Below are 16273 nucleotides of genomic sequence, written 5' to 3'. Positions count from 1 at the left end.
GCCTGGTGATGGTGCCCGAGGGGCGCGGCACCTTCACCCGCATGACCATCACCGAGAACCTGCAGATGGGCGCCTACATCAGGAACGACGCCGAGATCCAAAGCGATATGGAGCGCATCTTCGGCATCTTCCCGCGCCTGAAGGAGCGCCGCAACCAGCTCGCCGGCACGATGAGCGGCGGCGAGCAGCAGATGTTGGCGATGGGGCGTGCGCTGATGGCGCGGCCCGAGGTGCTGCTGCTGGACGAGCCCAGCATGGGCCTGAGCCCGATCATGGTGGACAAGATCTTCGAGGTGGTCAACGACATCCACCAGCAGGGCGTAACGGTGCTGTTGGTGGAGCAAAACGCCAGCCGCGCGCTGCAACTGGCCAACCGCGGCTATGTGATGGAGTCCGGCGAGATCACCATGACCGGCGAGGGCAAGACCTTGCTCAATGATCCCAAGGTAAGGGCTGCCTACTTGGGCGAGTAGGCGCAATTGCGACGAGCATCAAAAAAGGCGGCCGAGGCCGCCTTTGTTCTTAATCCAGCTTGGCGCCGGAGTCCTTGACGACCTTGCCGTACTTGGCCAACTCGGTCTTGACGAAGGCGCCGAACTGCTCCGGCGTGCTCGGTGCCGGCTCGGCCATCAGCGTGGCCATGCGGCTCTTGATCTCGGGCGAGTTCAGGGCCTCAACGAAGGCGGCGTTGAGCTTGGCCGTGACGTCGGCCGGCAGCTTGGCCGGGCCGAACAAGCCGAACCATGTGTTGATGTCGAATTTACTCAGGCCCAGGGCGGCCGGGCTTTCGGCAATCGCCGCCAGCTCGGGTTGGGCCGAGGAGCGCTTGGCCGTGGTCACCGCCAGGGCCTTGAGCTTGCCCGACTTGATATTGCCCGAGGCGCTGGCCAGATTGTCGAAGTTCAGATCCACCTGACCCGACACCAGGGCCAACTGGGCCGGGTTGCCGCCGGAGTAGGGGATATGGGTCATGAAGATGCCGGCCTGTGCCTTGAACATCTCGCCGGCCAGATGGCCGGCACTGCCATTGCCGCCCGAGCCGTAGTTCAACTTGCCGGGATTCTTCTTCGCATAGGCGACCAGATCGGCGACGCTGTTGATGCCGAGCTTCTGCGCGGCCTCAGCATTCATCACCAGCACATTGGGAACGCGGGCGACCAGGGTGATCGGTGTGAAGTCGCGGATCGGATCGTAGGGAATCTTGGCAAACAACCAGGGGTTGATCGCATGGGTGGCGACCGCGCCCATCACGATGGTGTGGCCGTCCGGCGCGGCCTTGGCCGCCATGTCGGCGCCCAGATTGCCGCCGGCACCGGCCTTGTTCTCGACGACGATGACGCCCAGCTTGTCCTTGGCGCGCTCGGCCAGACTGCGGGCGACGGTGTCCAGCGGGCCGCCCGGGGCATAGGGCACGATCAGGCGGATCGGCTTGTTGGCTTGAGCCAGTGCCGGGCCTGCCGACAGCAGGCTGAAGGAAGCGCCAAGACCTGCCAGCAGCATGCGGCGGGTCTTGGAAGAGAGGGTGAGGCGGGAAGTGGTAGTCATCCCGCTAGCCTAGCAGCAGCGCTCTCCAGGTAAACCCGGATCAGGCGCTAAGCGCACGCCCGCTGCCGCCAGAGTGCGGCAAAGTTCACGCCGGGCGGATCAGCTTGGCACGGGCCCATGCATCGGCCACGCGGGCGGGGGTCGAGTGCTCGCGCTTGACGCGCTCCAGCAGCTCGGTGACCCGGTCGGCGATCTTGCCGACTTCGGCCATCACAGCCGCTTCCTCGCCCTCGCCGCGATACTCGCGGGCCACGCTGATGATGCCGCCGGCATTGACCAGGTAGTCGGGCAAATAGGTGATGCCGCGTGCCTGCAACGCGTCACCGTCGGCTGCGGTGGCAAGCTGGTTGTTGGCAGCGCCCGCGATCAAGCGTGCACGCAAGGTAGGGATCGACTGGCTGTTCAGCGCCGCGCCCAGCGCATTGGGCGCCAATACATCGGCGTCCGCGGCCAGGATGTCCTGCACCGTCAGGGCTTGGGCAGCGAAGTGTTCTTCCGCCCGGGCCACCTTTGCCGCATCGATGTCGGCTACCAGCAGCTTCGCGCCGGCCTGGTGCAGGAACTCGGCCAGATGCCAGCCCACGGCGCCCAGACCTTGCAGTGCGACGCGCACGCCCTCCAGGGACTCGCGGCCCAGCACCTGGCGGACGCCGGCACGGATAGACACGAACACGCCCCAGGCCGTCTTTGGGCTCGGGTCGCCGCCGAATGCGCCTTCGCGCGGGATGCCGCTGACGAAGGAGGTCTGGCCCTGCATGCCGCGCATATCGGCGGTGGTGGTGCCGACGTCCTCGGCCGTGATGTAAGCGCCGTCCAGCGACTGCACCGCACGGCCGAAGGCGGCGAACAATGCGGTGCGATCAAAGTCGCCGGTCGGCTTGATGATGACGGCCTTGCCGCCGCCGAAGGGCAGATCGGCCAGCGCGTTCTTCAGGCTCATGCCCTGCGACAGGCGCAGTGCGTCGTTGAGTGCGGCCAGTTCGCTGTCATAGGTCCAGAGGCGGCAGCCACCGAAGGCCGGACCGCGGGCGGTGCTGTGCACGGCCAAAATGGCTTTCAGCCCAGTCTGCGCATCGGCGGCCAGCAGCACGCGTTCATGCGGGGCTTGTTCGGGCAGGCCAAACAGCGAGGTGGGAAGGGAGGAGGCGCCAGCGTCGGTGGAGAGGGCGCGGGCGATGTCGGTGATGGCGTTCATGGATGCACTCGTGATGCGGGGGATGTACGCGTCGGCGGGGCGCCAACGCGGCGACGGCCAAGCTTGTGGCTTGACCGAGGCACGAGTGTAGGGGGCTTTAAACGGCGGGCCGCTGCCGCCTGCGCATCAGCCCATGCAGTGCCGGCATGAATCCACGCCTCAGGGGCCCTGGAAGCCGCCGGCCCTCAGCGTCACGACCAAGGTGTCGCGCCAGCCGTTCTGCGCCGCCGGCTGAATCGGCGTGGTCTCGTGGATCACGCGCTCGTCGTCGAGCAGCAGCAGGGTCCAGGGTTCGGTCATCGTGAAGCGCTGGCCCTGCGGGCCTTGGGCTTCGAAGACACGTGACTCGCCGCCCTTGATCTGCTGGCGCGCGACCAGAAAGACCGCGACCAGATCGACCCCGTCCCGATGCGCGCCCTCGGGGGTGGGGCGGCCGATGCCGCTGGCCGTGTCGATGCGGAACTGGTGGGCTTCGATGAACCAGGGCCGGGCGCCTTTCAGGCCCGAGGCGATATCGGCCAGGCCCAGCATCAGCCTGCCCCAGGCCGGCAGCGCCACGGCGGCCGGCACCATCGGCTCGAACCAGCGCTCGATGCCGCCGTGCAGCGCGTTGTAGTCCAGCGGCTGCCAGTGGGCGCGGTGCGGCGCCTGGGTCAGCGCCGGCCCGTCGGCGACGAAGCAGCTGTGACGGCGGAAGCGGTAACTGCCGCCATCGCGCAGATAGGCGTCCGGCGGCAGATCGTTCCAGAACGGAGTCAGCAGGGCCAGGTCTTGCCCGTCGACGGCCAGACTGCGCTGCACCGTCGTCGGCGAAATCACGGCATGGCCCAGTTCCTTGAGCTGAGCCTCGAAACGATCGCCTGCGACATAAGGGGGTTCGAACATCAGTGCTTGTCCGCTTCTGAGGTGAAGGAATCGGCGTAAAACTCTTCGGCGGGCAGCCCGCACTGCGCCACGAAATCGCGCTGCGCGGAATCGACCATCACCGGCGCGCCGCAGGCATAGACCTGGTAGGCCGAGAGGTCCGGCAAATCGCGCATCACGACCTCGTGGACGAAGCCGGTGCGGCCGCTCCAGTCATCGTCCGGCCGGGGCTCGGACAGCACTGGCACATAAGTCAGGTTGGGGATCTCGGCCGCAGCCTTCAAGGCCCAGTCATGCAGATAAAGATCTGCCTTGCTGCGGCAGCCCCAGTACAGCGTCGTCGGGCGGTTGAGGCCCAGATGCTGGATGCGCTCGATGATGGCCTTGATCGGCGCGAAGCCGGTGCCGCTGGCCAGCAGCACCATGGGCTTGTCCGAGTCCTCCCGCAGGAAGAAGCTGCCGAACGGGCCTTCCATGCGCAGGATGTCCTTCTCCTTCATCGCGCCGAACACATGGTCGGTGAACTTGCCGCCGGGCATGTGGCGGATGTGCAGCTCAATGGCCGGCGGTGTGCCGAGATTGTGCGGCGCATTGGCCATGCTGTAGCTGCGGCGAGCGCCGTCGCGCAGGATGAACTCGACATACTGGCCGGCATGGAACTGGAAGTTCTGCGTGGCCGGCAGTTGCAGACGCACGACGGCGACATCGCCCGACGGCCGCTCCATGCTCAGCACCCGGCTGGGCAGCTTCAGCACCGCGAACTCACCGGCGCCGGGCACGGTGCGGGCTTCCAGCACACAGTCGGTCTGCGGCGTCGCGCAGCAGGTCAGCACCATGCCGGCGACCTCCTCGGCCTCGGTCAAGGTCTTGGGCTGGTGCGCCCCATGGATCACCCGGCCCTCCAGCAACTTGCTCTTGCAGGAGCCGCAAGCACCGTCCTTGCATCCATAGGGCAGACCGATTCCCTGACGGATGGCGGCGCCCAACAGGGTTTCGTCGCGCTCGACGGCAAAGACGCGGCCGCTGGGTTGTACGGTGACCTGGAAATTCATGATGTGCAGTGGACTCCGGCAAAAAACATGGCCCGCCGCTCGCATGCGCAGGGGGGCTTAAACTCGGGCGCCATTTTGCCTGAGCCCACGCGATGCCTTCTTGCCCCACGCCTGCCGCCGCCCGTCTGCTGATCGTCGGCTGTGGCGATGTCGGCATGCGGGTGCTGAAACTGCTGGGAGGGCGCTGGCCGGTCCTGGCTCTGACGTCAAATCCCGAACGCCGTGCCGAGCTGCGTGCTGCTGGCGCCACGCCCTTGCTGGGCAATCTGGACGATCCCGCCAGCTTGGGGCGGCTTGCAGGGCTGGCGGACCGGGTCCTGCACCTGGCGCCGCCGCAGCCGCAGGGCCGTGACGATCTGCGCACCGCCGCGCTGCTGCAGGCCTTGGCGCGCGGCCGGCCTCCGGCCTGCATCGTCTATGCCAGCACCAGTGGCGTCTACGGCGACTGCGGCGGCGCGCGCTTTGATGAGAGTCGGCCGGTGGCACCCGGCACCGAGCGGGCGCTGCGCCGCGTCGCGGCTGAGCGGCGGCTGCGCGTCTTTGGCGTGCAGTTCGGCGGTCGCATCAGCCTGCTGCGCGTGCCCGGCATCTATGCCTCCGACCGTGAGGGCGGTCATCCCCGCGAACGTCTGGTGCGTGGCAGCCCGGTGCTGCGGCGCGAGGAGGATGTGTATACCAACCATATCCACGCTGACGATCTGGCCCGCGCCTGCGTGGCGGCGCTGTTTCGCGGCCTGCCGCAGCGCGCCGTCCATGTCTGCGACGACAGCGAACTGCTGATGGGGGACTACTTCGATCTGGCGGCCGATCTTTGCGGCATGAGCAGGCCACCACGGGTCGCTCGGGCGGAGGCGGCCCGGCTGATGTCGACGATGCAGCTGAGTTTCATGAGCGAATCGCGCCGGCTCACCAACACCCGTCTGAAGACCGAGCTGCGGTTGAAGTTGCGCTACCCGCAGCCGGCACAAGGCCTGGTGGCCTAGCGGGGATTAGCGACGCCGCGCGCCGCGCCAGTAGCGTATCAGCAGGTAGGCGCCCAGCATGCCGCCCAGATGGGCGAAGTGGGCGATGCCGCTGCCGCCGCCCAGACCCATCAGCAGTTCCAGCGCGCCGAAGATCGCGACGAAGTACTTGGCCTTCATCGGAATCGGTGGGAACAGCGGCATGATGATGCGGTCCGGGAACAGCATGCCGAAGCTCAGCAGCAGGCCGAAAAGCGCGCCCGAAGCGCCGACGGTGGGCGATACCGAGCCGATCAGCAGCGTGAAGATCAGCTGTGCGGCGGCCGCCGTCAGGATACTGGCGGCCAGCATTTGGATATAGCGCTTGCTGCCCCACACCCTCTCGAGTTCCGAGCCGAACATCCACAGGCCCAGCATATTGAAGAACAAATGCATCACGTCGCCGTGCAGGAAGGCGTAGGTGACTGGCTGCCAGGGCAGGAAGCGCCCGGTCTGTATGGGCCACAGCGCGAACAAGACCTCAAGCGATGGCGGCAGCAACAAGAAGGCGCAGAAGAGGCCCACGCAGGCCAGCATGAAGGCTTTGGTAACCGGAGGCAATTGGGGCATGGTCGGGCGGGTGTCTCGGAAGTCGCTCTGACATTGCCGCGACGGGTCGACGGCATACGGGCGCTAGAGTGTATTCGCAGTGCGCGAGCGTCCTGAGTCACTGCAGCCACGCCGGGTCTATGACGGATGCAGACGCAAAAAAGCCCCGGCTTGCGGGGCTCTTGCTTCAACGGCGGGCTTTGTGATCTGGTGCCCCAAGCCGGACTCGAACCGGCACACCTTGCGGCGGGGGATTTTGAGTCCCCTGCGTCTACCGATTCCGCCATCGGGGCAGATCTTGTAGCTTGCGCTGCTGAAGGCCGCAATTGTGCCACACAAATTAGCCATCCTTGGGCAACTGTGCTGGTTGACTGCCACAATCGCCGCCATGACTAGCAAGCACTACCCCAGCCTTGAAGATGTGATCGGCAACACGCCTCTGGTGCGCCTGCAGCGCCTGGGCACCGAGATGGCCTCGCGCGGCAATGTGATCCTTGCCAAGTTGGAGGGCAACAACCCGGCCGGCTCGGTCAAGGACCGACCTGCCATCAGCATGATCCGGCGCGCCGAAGAGCGCGGCGATATCAAGCCCGGTGACACCCTGATAGAAGCGACCTCGGGCAATACCGGCATCGCGCTGGCGATGGCCGCAGCCATCCGTGGTTACCGCATGGTGCTGATCATGCCGGAGGACCTGTCGATCGAGCGTGCTCAAACGATGAAGGCCTTCGGGGCCGAGTTGATCCTGACGCCGCGCTCGGGCGGCATGGAGTACGCCCGCGATCTGGCCGAGAAGATGCAGCTCGAGGGCAAGGGCCGGGTGCTGGACCAGTTCGCCAACGAGGACAACCCGCGCATCCACTACGAGACCACCGGCCCGGAGCTGTGGCGCGACACTGGCGGCGAGATCACGCATTTCGTCAGTGCGATGGGCACGACCGGCACCATCACCGGCACCTCGAAGTTCCTGAAGGAGCAAAACCCGGCGGTCCGCATCATCGGCGCCCAGCCGGCCGAGGGCTCGCGCATTCCGGGCATCCGCAAATGGCCGCAGGCCTATCTGCCCAAGATCTACAAACCCTCTGCCGTTGACGAGCTGGTACTGGTCAGCCAGGCCGATGCCGAGGACATGGCGCGGCGCATGGCGCGCGAGGAGGGCCTGTTTGCCGGCATCTCGGCGGCCGGTGCCTGCTGGGTCGCGCTGCAGCTGGCGCGCACGCTGGAGAATGCCACCATCGTCTTCGTGGTCTGCGACCGCGGCGACCGCTATCTGTCGACCGGGGTGTTTCCGGCCTGAGCCCGCCACGGCCAGGGCCTAGAATCGGACCTCAAAGGAAGCTATTGCCATGGACGCCCACAAAGAACTCGACACCCGCGGCCTGAACTGCCCGCTGCCCATTTTGAAGGCCAAGAAGGCCCTGGCCGAGATGGAGAGTGGCCAGTTGCTGAAGGTCGTCGCCACCGATCCCGGCTCGATGCGCGACTTCCAGGCCTTTGCGCGCCAGACCGGCAATGAACTGGTCGAGCAGTCCAGCCAGGCCGATGAATTCATCCATGTGTTGAAGCGCCGTTGAGTGCGGCGCATGCATGAAAGCAAATGGCCACGCTAGCGTGGCCATTTTGCTGAGCGGAGCCCGTACTCAGATGTCCAGGCTTTGCAGATACTTGCGAAAGCCCGGGCCCAGTTCCGGATGGGCCAGCGCCAGCTCGACATTGGCCTGCAGAAAGCCCTCCTTGCTGCCGCAGTCGTAGCGCTTGCCGTCGTAGCGGTAGGCAAACACCTTCTCGCGGCGCAGCAGCCCGGCGATGCCATCGGTCAGCTGGATCTCGCCGCCGACGCCGCGCGGCTGGTTGGCGATCTCGTGGAACACGCCTGGCGTCAGAATATAGCGGCCGGCCACACCCAGGCGCGAGGGTGCATCGGCAGGTGCGGGTTTCTCGACGATGCGGCTGACATCCATCAGCTTGTCGTTGACCTGGGTGCCAGCAACGATGCCGTAGCGGCGCGTGTGCTCCTCGGGCACTTCTTGCACGGCCAGGATGGAGGCGCGCCACTCGGCATACTGCTCGACCATCTGCGCGAGCACCGGCGGCTGACCTACCATCAGGTCATCGGCCAGCAGCACAGCGAACGGCTCGTTGCCGACCAGGCGCTGTGCGCACAATACTGCATGGCCCAGACCGAGGGCCTGGGCCTGGCGCACATAGATGCACTCCATATCGTCGGGCTTGACGCTGCGCACCACCTCCAGCAACTCTCGCTTACCCGCCTGTTCGAGGGCTACCTCGAGCTCGAAAGTCATGTCAAAGTGATCTTCAATCGGGCGCTTGTGACGACCCGTGACAAAAATCATTTCCCGTACACCGGCGGCATAAGCCTCTTCAACGGCGTACTGGATGAGGGGCTTGTCCACCACCGGCAGCATTTCTTTGGGCTGCGCCTTGGTGGCGGGGAGGAACCGCGTGCCAAGACCTGCAACCGGGAAAATCGCTTTGGTCACCATCATTTCCGTACACTCTCCAATTGCTCGCGCGCATTGTGGCATGGGGCCTGGGTGTCAAATTTGGGATTGCAAGGGCCGCTAGTGTCATGAGTTTGCTGATCGTTGAGCCGCTAGAAGCCGAGGTCATGCAATGGCTGGCGGAGCGCCACGCCGTGATCTACGCGCCCGAGCTCGCGGCCGACACGGCGGGGCTGCGCGCCGCCCTGCATCAGGTGCAAGGGCTGGTGCTGCCGCCCCATGTGCCGCTGGATATCGCCTTGCTGCGCGCCGCGCCCAAGCTGCGCGTGGTCGGGCGCATGAGCGCCGGGCTGGAGAACCTTGATGCCGAGGCCTGCCGCAGTGCCGGCATTGAGGTGGTGCGCAGCATCACCGCGACCGCCAGTGCCGAGGCCGAGTTCGTCGTCGGTGCCTTGCTGGCTCTCTTGCGTCGGGTGCCCGTGCAGGCCAGCGACGGCATGCTGGTCGGCCGCGAGTTGGGTTGCGCCACGGTCGGCCTGATCGGCATGAGCCCGGCCACCCGCATGCTGGCCCAGCTGCTGCCGGCCTTCGGCACGCGGGTGATCGGCTACGACCCCAGCCTGCATCAGAGCGAGCCGCTGTGGGCGCAATGGGGCATCGAGCCGCTACCGCTGCGCGAGTTGATGGAGCGTAGCGACGCGGTCAGCGTGCAGCTGGCCTACTACCTGCGCTACCGCGGCCTGATCGGCGAGCGGGTGCTGGGTTTTGCCAAGCCCGGCCAGGTGCTGGTCAGCCTGGCCCATTCGGGCATCTTTGACGAGCAGGCGCTGGCCCAGGCGATGGGGAGCGGTCGCATCCTGGCGGCCTGGTTTGACAGCATGGAGCCCGGCGTACTGGAGCCGGGCCGGCCCCTGCACGGCCTGCCGGGCCTACAGGTGACACCGCGCCTGGGCAGCACGACGCGCGAGTCGCGCGTACGCGCCGCCTGGGGGGTGGCGCGCCGCATGGACGAGATGCTGGCCGTGCCGGCGCAAGCGACGGCGGAGTTCCGGCCTACTTACCCAGCCGATCTGCCTGAGCCCGAAGCCGCGCCGCGGTGGCGGTAAATTCGGCGATGCGCTGACGCTCTTGCTCGACCACCGAAGCCGGTGCCCGTGCGACAAAGCTCTCGTTGCCCAACTTGGCCTGCGCCTTGACGATCTCGCCGTCAAGGCGGGCGATCTCCTTGGCGAGGCGGGCGCGTTCGGCCTCGACATCGATCTCCACATGCAGTGCCAGGCGCGCCTCGCCATGCACCAGCACCGGTGAGTTCTGGCTGGCGGCGGCAAAGGCTGCCTCGTCCGCCACGATGCGCACCTCGCTGAACTTGGCCAACACCTTCAGGAAGGGGGCGGCCTCAGCGATGAAGCCGGTGTCGCCGCCGACCAGCAGGGGCACGCGCTCACCCGACAGATTCATCTCGCTGCGCAGGCTGCGGCAGGTGCCGACCACGGCCTTGAGCTTATCGACCCAGGCGATGGCCACGGGATCGATGCGCTCGGGCTGGGCCACCGGGTACGCCGCGGTGACCAAGTAGTCGCTGGACTTGCGTCCGGCGATTGGTGCCACCGTCTGCCACAGCTCTTCGGTGATGAAGGGCGTGATCGGGTGTAGCAGGCGCAGGATCGTCTCCAGCGTTCGGATCAGGGTGCGGCGGGTAGCGCGCTGCTGCCCCTGGTCGCCCCGGTCCTTGGCTTCCTGGATCTGCACCTTGGCGATCTCCAGATACCAGTCGCAGTACTCGTCCCAGACAAAGGAGTAGATCGCATTGGCGACGTTGTCGAGGCGGTACTCGGCAAAGCCCTGGGCCACCGCAGCCTCGACCTTCTGCAGCTCGCTGCTGATCCAGCGGTCGGCCTGGCTGAAGCTCATGTAGCCGGGCGGGCACTGACCCTTCTCGTGAGCGAGCCCGCAGTCCTGGCCCTCGCAATTCATCAGTACGAAGCGGGTCGCGTTCCACAGCTTATTGCAGAAATTTCGGTAGCCCTCGCAGCGCTTGCTGTCGAAGTTGACGCTGCGGCCCAGCGTGGCCATCGCCGCGAAGGTGAAGCGCAGCGCGTCGGCGCCGTAGCCGGGGATGCCTTCGGGGAACTCCTTCTCGGTGGCCTTGCGCACCTTGGGTGCGTTCTCGGGCTTGCGCAGGCCCTGGCTGCGCTTGTCCAGCAGCGGGGCCAGCGCGATGCCGTCGATCAGGTCGACCGGATCGAGCACGTTGCCTTCGCTCTTGCTCATCTTCTTGCCCTGCGCATCGAGCACCAGGCCGTGGATGTAGACATGCTTGAACGGCACCTTGCCAGTGAAGTGCTTGGTCATCATGATCATCCGAGCGACCCAGAAGAAGATGATGTCGTAGCCGGTCACCAGCACGCTGCTGGGCAGGAACAGGTCCTGCTCCTGCGTGTTCAGCGTCGAGAAGGGTACGAGCGCGGAGGAGTACCAGGTGTCCAGCACGTCCTCGTCGCGCTTGAGCACACCGGTGTAGCCGGCGGCCGTGGCTTTGGCGCGGGCCTCGTCCTCGCTGCGGGCGACGAAGATGCGGCCGTCGTCTGCATACCAGGCCGGAATTTGATGGCCCCACCAGAGCTGGCGCGAGATACACCAGTCCTGGATGTTCTTCATCCACTGGTTGTAGGTGTTGACCCAGTTCTCGGGCACGAACTTGACCTCGCCCGAGGACACCGCCTCGATGGCCTGCTCGGCGATGCTCTTGCCGCCGGCGCCCGGCTTGCTCATCGCGACGAACCACTGGTCGGTCAGCATCGGCTCGATCACCTGGCCGGTGCGGGCGCAGCGCGGCACCATCAGCTTGTGCTTCTTGACCTCGACCAGCAGGCCCTCAGCCTCCAGCTGTGCGACGATCTTCTTGCGCGCGACAAAGCGGTCCAGGCCGCGATAGGCCTCGGGTGCCGCATCGTTGACCGTGGCCTGCAGCGTGAAGATGGTCAGCATCTCCAGCTGGTGGCGCAGGCCGACCTGGTAGTCGTTCGTGTCATGCGCAGGTGTGACCTTGACCACGCCGGTGCCGAAGGCCTTGTCCACATAGTCGTCGGCGATCACCGGCACCAGCCGGCCGGTGATGGGCAAGCGCACCTGGCGGCCGATCAGATGGGTGTAGCGCTCGTCCTCAGGGTGGACCATCACGGCGGTGTCGCCCAGCATGGTTTCCGGCCGCGTGGTGGCCACCACCAGGCTCTCGTCGCTGCCCTCGATGGGGTATCGGATATGCCAGAGTGAACCCTCTTCCTCCTCGCTCTCGACCTCCAGATCGGAGACGGCCGACTGCAGCACCGGATCCCAGCTGACCAGGCGCTTGCCGCGGTAGATCAGTCCTTCCTCATGCAGGCGCACAAAGGTGTCGGTCACGACCTCGGAGAGCTTCTCGTCCATCGTGAAGTACTCGTGGGCCCAGGACACCGAGTCGCCCATGCGGCGCATCTGGCGCGTGATGGTGTCGCCCGACTCCTGCTTCCACTCCCAGACCTTGGCGACGAAGTTCTTGCGGCCCAGGTCATGGCGGCTCTGGCCGCTGCCCTGCAGCTGGCGCTCGACGACGATCTGCGTGGCGATGCCGGCATGGTCGGTGCCGGGCACCCACAGCGTGTTGTGCCCCAGCATGCGGTGGTAGCGCGTCAACGAGTCCATGATGGTTTGGTTGAAGGCGTGGCCCATGTGCAGGGTGCCGGTCACATTGGGCGGCGGCAGCTGGATGCTGAAGGACTGGCGGCTCGAGTCCAGCGTCGGGGCATACAGGCCCTGGCCTTCCCACAGGGGACCCCAGTGGGCTTCAAGAGCGGCGGGTTCGAAGGACTTCGCGAGTTCGGTCATGTGGCATCGGGCGCCGACCTTCGTCGGGCGCAAGGTGTTGCTCAGGGAATGGAGCGCGATTGTAGGTGGCCCGTCTGCATGGAGTGCCGTCTATCACGAAAGTGCGAATCCCGTGGTCGGGCAGGGCATGGCAAAGCCGTGTAATTTCCGGGAGTTATCACTTTGGTCCGAAAGAAATGCCCATGCTGTCCTCCTCTTTGCAACTCGGCGCGCTGACGCTGCCCAACCGCCTGCTGATGGCGCCTCTGACACGCACCCGTGCCAGTGCCGGCCACATGCCCAATGCGCTGATGGCCGAGTACTACGCGCAGCGTGCCAGTGCCGGCCTGATCATCACCGAGTGCACCATGGTCGCGCCGGGTACCTCGGCTTTTGGCGCCGATCCCGGCATCTATGACGAGGCCCAGACTCAGGCTTGGAAGCAGGTGGCCGATGCGGTCCATGCCAAGGGCGGCCGCATCTTCATGCAGATCTGGCACGCCGGCCGTGCGGCCCATCCGGGGCTCAATGACGGCGCCGAGACGGTGTCGGCCAGTGCCCTGGCCATCGAGGGTGAGGTGCACACGCCCACAGGCAAGCAAGCCCATGTGACGCCGCGTGCGCTGCGTGCCGAGGAGATTCCTGGCCTGGTCCGGGCCTATGCCGAAGCCGCGCGTCGCGCGGTGGCCGCGGGCTTCGATGGCGTTGAGGTGCATGGCGCCAATGGCTATCTGATCGACCAATTCCTGCGCGACGGATCGAATCAGCGCGATGACGCCTATGGCGGCTCACTGGCCCATCGCGCCCGCTTTTTGTTCGAGGTGCTGGAGGCCGTGTGCGCGGCGATCGGTTCGCAGCGCGTCGGCCTGCGCCTGTCGCCGCTGAACAGCTACAACAGCATGAAGGATAGCGATCCGCTGGCGCTGACCGCCTATTTGGCCGAGCAGCTCAACCGTTTCGATCTGGCCTATCTGCACCTGATGCGGGCCGACTTCTTCGGTCTGCAGAAGGCCGATGTGATCCCGGTCGCGCGCCAGCACTACAAGGGTGTTCTGGTCGGCAACATGGGCTATGACGCCGAGGAGGCGCAGCGCGCAATCGAGATGGGGCAGCTCGATGCCGTGGCCTTCGGCACCGGCTTCTTGGCCAATCCCGACCTGCCGCAAAGGGTGGCTGCCGGCGCGGCCTGGAATGCGCCGGACCCTAGCACCTTCTACACCCCGGGTGCGAAGGGCTACACGGACTATCCGACGCTCTGAGTCCTAGAGCAACGGGGGCTCGCCGGCGTTTTTGTGAAACGCCGGTCAAAACTCGACCCTTCTGGATCAGTTGCACACCCGGCGTTTTGGCTGCGCCGAAGCGCCGGGGTGAGGTTGGCCGTTACATGAAGAGATGTTCGCCGGCGTTTTCCCCTCCGAGCACCACGTAGTTCACCTTGCGCAGATCCGCGAGGGTCTTGCCGCCGGAGTAGGATACCGAGCTCTGCACGTCTTCCAGCATCTCGCGCACCGTGTCGGCCAGCTTGCCCTTGACCGGCTCGAGGATGCGTTTGCCCTCGACATGCTTGTACTCGCCCTTGTTGAAGTCCGAAGCAGAGCCGTAGTACTCCTTGTAGAGCTTGCCGTCGACCTCGACGGTATTGCCGGGCGACTCCTCATGGCCGGCGAATAGCGAGCCGATCATCACCATCGAAGCGCCGAAGCGCACGCTCTTGGCGATGTCTCCATGATGGCGGATGCCGCCGTCGGCGACGATGGGCTTGGTCGCGACGCGGGCGCACCATTTCAAGGCCGACAGCTGCCAGCCCCCGGTGCCGAAGCCGGTTTTCAGCCGCGTGATGCAGACCTTGCCGGGGCCGATACCCACCTTGGTGGCGTCGGCGCCCCAGTTCTCCAGATCGATCACGCCCTCGGGCGTGCCGACATTGCCGGCGATCACAAAAGTGCTAGGCAGCTTCTGCTTGATGTAGGCAATCATGCGCTGCACGCTGTCGGCATGGCCGTGGGCGATGTCTATCGTGATGTAGTCGGCGCCGACGCCCTCGGCCGCCAGGCGGTCGATCACCGCATAGTCCGCCGGCTTGACGCCCGAGCTGATCGAGACGAACAGACCCTTGTCGCGCATGCGCTTGGCGTACTCGATATTGTCGAGATCGAAGCGGTGCATCACATAGAAGTAGCCGTTGGCGGCCAGCCATTCGGTGATGTTTTCATCCACCACCGTCTTCATATTGGCCGGCACCACCGGCAGCTTGAAGCGGCGCGGGCCAAATTCCACCGAAGTGTCGCATTCGCTGCGGCTTTCAACGCGGCATTTGCGCGGCAGCAGCAGGATGTTGTCGTAGTCAAAGATTTCCATGGTCCAAGATCGCAAGTGTCGGGGTGCGTTCGTGCAGTGCACCACCTGGGCTGCGAGCGCTTGACTTGGGACCGGTTGCCGCCGCGAGGCCATTCAGCGCGGAATGGTGCGGAGACAAAAAACCGGACGCCAAAATTTGGGCCCGGTGACTGATTCTACGCGGGTTCTCCTGTTTGGGGCGGGGTAAGTCCTCTTTGCCCCGCAATGGGGCAGCTCGCTACACTTGCGCCCCCGCCAAGGAATTCATATGAGCGAAGCAGTCGTCATCAGCGGCACCGGCCTGTACCGGCCGCCGCACACCATCAGCAATGCCGAACTGGTCGAGGCTTTCAACCGCTATGCGGATCTGCAGAACGCCCAGCATGCTTCGGAAATTGCCGCCGGCACGAGGCCCGCGCTGACCCATTCCAGCGTCGAGTTCATCGAGAAGGCCTCGGGCATCAAGCAGCGCTATGTGATCGAGAAGTCCGGCGTGCTGGATCCGACCCGCATGTATCCGCGCTTGGAGGAGCGCCCCGACGACCAGCTCTCGCTGATGGCCGAGATCGCGGTCGATGCTGCCCGCAAGGCCATGGCCGCCGCCGGCAAAGAGGGCCATCAGATCGACGCGGTACTTTGCGCCGCCGCGAATATGCAGCGCGCCTATCCGGCGATGGCGGTCGAGATCCAGCAGGCCATTGGTGCCGGCGGTTACGGCTTCGATATGAACGTGGCCTGCTCTTCGGCCACCTTCGCGATCGAGCAGGCCGCCAATGCGGTGCGCGCGGGCACGGCCGGCTGCGTGCTCGTGGTCAACCCCGAGATCACCTCGGCCCATCTGGAATGGCGCGACCGCGACTGCCACTTCATCTTCGGCGATGTCTGCACCGCCGTGATCGTCGAGCGCGCCGACACCGCCACCTCGGCCGAGCAGTGGGAGATTCTCGGCACCAAGCTGGCCACCCAGTTCTCCAGCAATATTCGCAACAACTTCGGCTTCCTGAACCGCAGCGAGGACAGCGACCCTCTGGCGCGCGACAAGACCTTCCAGCAAGAAGGCCGCAAGGTGTTCAAGGAAGTCGTGCCGCTGGCCGCCGCCCATATCGAGGGTCACCTGACCACGCTGGGCCATCAGCCGGCCGCGGTGCGCCGCTTTTGGCTGCACCAGGCCAATCTGGGTATGAATCAGTTGGTGATCAAGAAGTTGGTCGGCCAGGATCTGGCCGGCGCAGGCTCGGACGTGGCGCCGCTGATCCTCGACGAGTACGCCAACACGGCCTCGGCCGGCTCCATCATCGCCTTCCATGCCCACCGTGCCGACCTGCAGCGCGGCGATCTGGGTGTGATCTGCTCCTTCGGCGCCGGCTATTCGATCGGCAGCGTGATCGTCAAAAAGCGCTAAGGCTGGGCCTTGGCGCTCATGCG

The 16273-nt window shown here is 65.7% G+C and carries 15 protein-coding genes and 1 tRNA gene; 7 read left to right on the top strand and 9 right to left on the bottom strand.

What is annotated here, in order from left to right; all coding sequences use genetic code 11:
- The coding region (locus tag OOZ63_RS28160) for an ABC transporter ATP-binding protein (protein ID WP_266007355.1) at positions 1–473 on the top strand (473 nt) is incomplete at its 5' end.
- 49 nt (positions 474–522) lie between these two features.
- On the opposite strand, the gene OOZ63_RS28155 is transcribed toward OOZ63_RS28160, so the two are convergent.
- The 4 genes from OOZ63_RS28155 to OOZ63_RS28140 all read right to left on the bottom strand — a co-directional run bounded on the left by OOZ63_RS28155 (position 523) and on the right by OOZ63_RS28140 (position 4656).
- Positions 523–1545 carry a Bug family tripartite tricarboxylate transporter substrate binding protein gene (locus OOZ63_RS28155; RefSeq protein WP_416234797.1) on the bottom strand — a complete coding sequence of 341 codons (1023 nt, stop codon included), beginning with the start codon at positions 1543–1545 and terminating at the stop codon, positions 523–525.
- An 85-nt stretch (positions 1546–1630) separates the two neighbouring features.
- Positions 1631–2740 carry a Leu/Phe/Val dehydrogenase gene (locus tag OOZ63_RS28150; protein ID WP_266009101.1) on the bottom strand — a complete coding sequence of 370 codons (1110 nt, stop codon included), beginning with the start codon at positions 2738–2740 and terminating at the stop codon, positions 1631–1633.
- Positions 2741–2899: 159 nt separating this feature from the next.
- A complete protein-coding gene (locus OOZ63_RS28145; protein WP_266009098.1) occupies positions 2900–3625 on the bottom strand; it encodes a 2OG-Fe dioxygenase family protein in 726 nt (241 codons plus the stop codon).
- The gene (locus OOZ63_RS28140) at positions 3625–4656 is read right to left on the bottom strand and encodes a CDP-6-deoxy-delta-3,4-glucoseen reductase (RefSeq protein WP_266009096.1); all 1032 of its coding nucleotides are present in this window, start codon (positions 4654–4656) and stop codon (positions 3625–3627) included. Before OOZ63_RS28140 ends, OOZ63_RS28145 begins: the two co-directional genes overlap by 1 nt.
- Before the next feature lie 92 nt (positions 4657–4748).
- On the opposite strand from OOZ63_RS28140, the gene OOZ63_RS28135 reads away from it, so the two are divergent.
- Positions 4749–5639, top strand: coding sequence for an NAD-dependent epimerase/dehydratase family protein (locus OOZ63_RS28135; protein WP_266009094.1), 891 nt, complete (start codon positions 4749–4751; stop codon positions 5637–5639).
- A gap of 6 nt (positions 5640–5645) precedes the next feature.
- Here the strand turns inward: OOZ63_RS28135 and OOZ63_RS28130 are convergent, their stop codons facing one another.
- Both OOZ63_RS28130 and OOZ63_RS28125 read right to left on the bottom strand, forming a co-directional pair.
- Positions 5646–6227 (bottom strand): rhomboid family intramembrane serine protease, encoded by a 582-nt coding sequence (locus OOZ63_RS28130; protein ID WP_266009092.1) that lies wholly within the window; start codon positions 6225–6227, stop codon positions 5646–5648.
- A gap of 187 nt (positions 6228–6414) precedes the next feature.
- Positions 6415–6499 (bottom strand) — tRNA-Leu (locus OOZ63_RS28125).
- Positions 6500–6594: 95 nt separating this feature from the next.
- On the opposite strand from OOZ63_RS28125, the gene cysM reads away from it, so the two are divergent.
- Together cysM and OOZ63_RS28115 are read left to right on the top strand one after the other, a co-directional pair.
- Positions 6595–7503 (top strand): cysteine synthase CysM, encoded by a 909-nt coding sequence (gene cysM, locus OOZ63_RS28120; protein ID WP_266009090.1) that lies wholly within the window; start codon positions 6595–6597, stop codon positions 7501–7503.
- 49 nt (positions 7504–7552) lie between these two features.
- A complete protein-coding gene (locus tag OOZ63_RS28115) occupies positions 7553–7780 on the top strand; it encodes a sulfurtransferase TusA family protein (RefSeq protein ID WP_137945555.1) in 228 nt (75 codons plus the stop codon).
- A 66-nt stretch (positions 7781–7846) separates the two neighbouring features.
- Here OOZ63_RS28115 and galU read toward each other — a convergent pair whose 3' ends face one another.
- Positions 7847–8713, bottom strand: a complete 867-nt coding sequence (galU, locus tag OOZ63_RS28110) for a UTP--glucose-1-phosphate uridylyltransferase GalU (RefSeq protein WP_266009087.1) — start codon at positions 8711–8713, stop codon at positions 7847–7849.
- A gap of 83 nt (positions 8714–8796) precedes the next feature.
- Between galU and OOZ63_RS28105 the strand changes: the two genes are divergently transcribed.
- Positions 8797–9774: an NAD(P)-dependent oxidoreductase gene (locus tag OOZ63_RS28105; RefSeq protein ID WP_266009085.1), complete on the top strand. Its 978-nt coding sequence runs from the start codon at positions 8797–8799 to the stop codon at positions 9772–9774.
- Here the strand turns inward: OOZ63_RS28105 and OOZ63_RS28100 are convergent.
- The gene (locus tag OOZ63_RS28100; RefSeq protein ID WP_266009083.1) at positions 9722–12532 is read right to left on the bottom strand and encodes a valine--tRNA ligase; all 2811 of its coding nucleotides are present in this window, start codon (positions 12530–12532) and stop codon (positions 9722–9724) included. The two genes, OOZ63_RS28105 and OOZ63_RS28100, sit on opposite strands and share 53 nt — an antisense overlap.
- A 182-nt stretch (positions 12533–12714) precedes the next feature.
- Here OOZ63_RS28100 and OOZ63_RS28095 point away from each other — a divergent pair, with 182 nt between their 5' ends.
- The gene (locus OOZ63_RS28095) at positions 12715–13770 is read left to right on the top strand and encodes an alkene reductase (protein WP_266009080.1); all 1056 of its coding nucleotides are present in this window, start codon (positions 12715–12717) and stop codon (positions 13768–13770) included.
- Positions 13771–13891: 121 nt separating this feature from the next.
- Here OOZ63_RS28095 and OOZ63_RS28090 read toward each other — a convergent pair whose 3' ends face one another.
- Positions 13892–14869 (bottom strand): GMP reductase, encoded by a 978-nt coding sequence (locus OOZ63_RS28090; protein WP_266009078.1) that lies wholly within the window; start codon positions 14867–14869, stop codon positions 13892–13894.
- A gap of 247 nt (positions 14870–15116) precedes the next feature.
- On the opposite strand from OOZ63_RS28090, the gene OOZ63_RS28085 reads away from it, so the two are divergent.
- On the top strand, positions 15117–16250 hold the full coding sequence (locus tag OOZ63_RS28085; RefSeq protein WP_266009076.1) for a beta-ketoacyl-ACP synthase III: 1134 nt from the start codon (positions 15117–15119) through the stop codon (positions 16248–16250).
- The last annotated feature ends 23 nt before the right edge of the window (positions 16251–16273 follow it).

The organism is Paucibacter sp. PLA-PC-4 (assembly GCF_026241155.1).
Taxonomy (GTDB): domain Bacteria; phylum Pseudomonadota; class Gammaproteobacteria; order Burkholderiales; family Burkholderiaceae_C; genus Roseateles_E.
The sequence above is the reverse complement of the archived record's forward strand: the minus strand, read 5'-3'. Positions and strand labels throughout refer to the sequence as shown.

Excerpts from the sequence above, each read along its gene's own strand:
- OOZ63_RS28145 (WP_266009098.1), bottom strand. The coding sequence starts at position 3,625 with ATGTTCGAACCCCCTTATGTCGCAGGCGATCGTTTCGAGGCTCAGCTC.
- OOZ63_RS28085 (WP_266009076.1), top strand. The coding sequence starts at position 15,117 with ATGAGCGAAGCAGTCGTCATCAGCGGCACCGGCCTGTACCGGCCGCCG.
- OOZ63_RS28105 (WP_266009085.1), top strand. The coding sequence starts at position 8,797 with ATGAGTTTGCTGATCGTTGAGCCGCTAGAAGCCGAGGTCATGCAATGG.
- OOZ63_RS28140 (WP_266009096.1), bottom strand. The coding sequence starts at position 4,656 with ATGAATTTCCAGGTCACCGTACAACCCAGCGGCCGCGTCTTTGCCGTC.
- OOZ63_RS28135 (WP_266009094.1), top strand. The coding sequence starts at position 4,749 with ATGCCTTCTTGCCCCACGCCTGCCGCCGCCCGTCTGCTGATCGTCGGC.
- OOZ63_RS28090 (WP_266009078.1), bottom strand. The coding sequence starts at position 14,869 with ATGGAAATCTTTGACTACGACAACATCCTGCTGCTGCCGCGCAAATGC.
- OOZ63_RS28150 (WP_266009101.1), bottom strand. The coding sequence starts at position 2,740 with ATGAACGCCATCACCGACATCGCCCGCGCCCTCTCCACCGACGCTGGC.
- cysM (WP_266009090.1), top strand. The coding sequence starts at position 6,595 with ATGACTAGCAAGCACTACCCCAGCCTTGAAGATGTGATCGGCAACACG.
- OOZ63_RS28095 (WP_266009080.1), top strand. The coding sequence starts at position 12,715 with ATGCTGTCCTCCTCTTTGCAACTCGGCGCGCTGACGCTGCCCAACCGC.
- OOZ63_RS28155 (WP_416234797.1), bottom strand. The coding sequence starts at position 1,545 with ATGACTACCACTTCCCGCCTCACCCTCTCTTCCAAGACCCGCCGCATG.
- OOZ63_RS28130 (WP_266009092.1), bottom strand. The coding sequence starts at position 6,227 with ATGCCCCAATTGCCTCCGGTTACCAAAGCCTTCATGCTGGCCTGCGTG.
- OOZ63_RS28115 (WP_137945555.1), top strand. The coding sequence starts at position 7,553 with ATGGACGCCCACAAAGAACTCGACACCCGCGGCCTGAACTGCCCGCTG.
- galU (WP_266009087.1), bottom strand. The coding sequence starts at position 8,713 with ATGATGGTGACCAAAGCGATTTTCCCGGTTGCAGGTCTTGGCACGCGG.
- OOZ63_RS28100 (WP_266009083.1), bottom strand. The coding sequence starts at position 12,532 with ATGACCGAACTCGCGAAGTCCTTCGAACCCGCCGCTCTTGAAGCCCAC.